General features: G+C 73.6%; 2 protein-coding genes. Both read left to right on the top strand.

All coding sequences use genetic code 11. From position 1 onward, the window contains the following. Window positions 1-825: DUF8017 domain-containing protein (locus Q2100_RS22880; RefSeq protein WP_302915899.1), on the top strand; the 825-nt coding region annotated here is incomplete at its 5' end. Between the two features lie 24 nt (window positions 826-849). Beyond that, entirely contained in the window at window positions 850-1,194 is a 345-nt protein-coding gene (locus tag Q2100_RS22875) for a cupin domain-containing protein (protein ID WP_264013894.1), read from the top strand. The last annotated feature ends 121 nt before the right edge of the window (window positions 1,195-1,315 follow it).

Raw genomic sequence — 1,315 nt, 5'->3', positions numbered from 1 at the left:
GAGCGCACCACCGTCGACTATCCCGACGAATCGCCGCCACCCGGCGGACCGCCCCCGGGGCGGCGCCGCCTCTGGTGGGTTCTGGCGGCCGTCGCCGCGGTGGTGGTGCTGGGCGCAGGTGTGCTCATCGCGGTCGACGCCCGCCGGTCCCCGACGTCGGACACGACGGTGGCGACGGTCAGCGCACCCCCGCTCCCGCCCGCCCTGCCCGCACCCTCGACCCCGCCGCCGCCACCGCCGTGTGAGCCGGCGCTGCCGGGATCCCAGACGCCCGCCGGCTGGAAACCGGTGAGCAGCAACGTCGGCCTCACCTATGACGTGCCGCCGGAGTGGACCGTCGAGGGCTGCGGCGTGCGCCTGGGCTGGGAGAAGGTGTGCAAGGGCGGCCTGTTCGACGCCTGCCCCGTCGAGATCCTGCGCGCCGCGGCGCAGTTGGAATCCAGCACGTGCCCGGACAACTGGCTGGCCGTGTCCGGACTCGACAGCCCGAAGAACCCCCGCGACCTCAACCGTGCCGTGCGCGACAAGGCCGCACTGGTGCGCGACATCTACACGTCCGCAGGCGGGCGGGTGCCGAAGGTGACGCTGACCGATCCACGCGGCCTGATCCTCGACGCCACGCCGGCGCTGCAGATCCTGGCCACCGTGACCGGGATAGACGCCGGTGGGTGCGGCGCCTCCTCGGCGGTGCACAGCGTCGTCGCCATCAACGTGCCCGGCCAGGACGGTGCGGTGGTGTTCGTGGTGTCCCTCTATCAGGGCATCCCCGGCGCACCGAGTCCGCGACTCATCGACGACCTCGTCGCGACTCTGCGGCACACCTGACGCCCGGGTGGCACGATTCGGGGCATGGAGAAGATCTCACTCACCGCGCTGGCCCGCGAGCATCTCGAGACCGCCCGCGCCACCGGCAGCGGTCGCAGCGCCCACACCGTGTACGGCGGTCACGAACACGCGCTGCGTCAGACCCTGATCGCGCTCACCGGCGGCAGCGACCTGCACGAGCACGAGAGCCCCGGCGAGGCGACGCTCCAGGTGGTCACCGGCCGGGTGCGGCTGAGCACCGAGGAGGCCGGCTGGGAGGGCTCGGCGGGTGACCACATCGTGATCCCCCGCACCCGCCACGGCCTGCACGCCATCGAGGATTCGGTGGTCCTGCTGACCGTCGTCAAACCGGTCGGGCCGCACGCCTGAGCGTGAGGCCTGCGGCGGCTACTGCCCGGCGATGATCTTCGGGGGCATCGGCGCAGGCGCCGGTGGCGCGGGTTGACCCGGCGCAGGCGCAGGCGGCGCGGGCTGACCCGGCGCGGGGGCC

It is taken from the genome of Mycolicibacterium arseniciresistens (genome assembly GCF_030519285.1).
GTDB classification, from domain to species: Bacteria; Actinomycetota; Actinomycetes; order Mycobacteriales; family Mycobacteriaceae; genus Mycobacterium; species Mycobacterium arseniciresistens.
Note: the sequence above shows the minus strand (reverse complement) of the source record. Positions and strands in the feature narration are given on the sequence as shown.

Bases quoted from the DNA above. Each gene is read 5' to 3' on its own strand.
- Q2100_RS22875 (WP_264013894.1), top strand. From the start codon at position 850: ATGGAGAAGATCTCACTCACCGCGCTGGCCCGCGAGCATCTCGAGACC.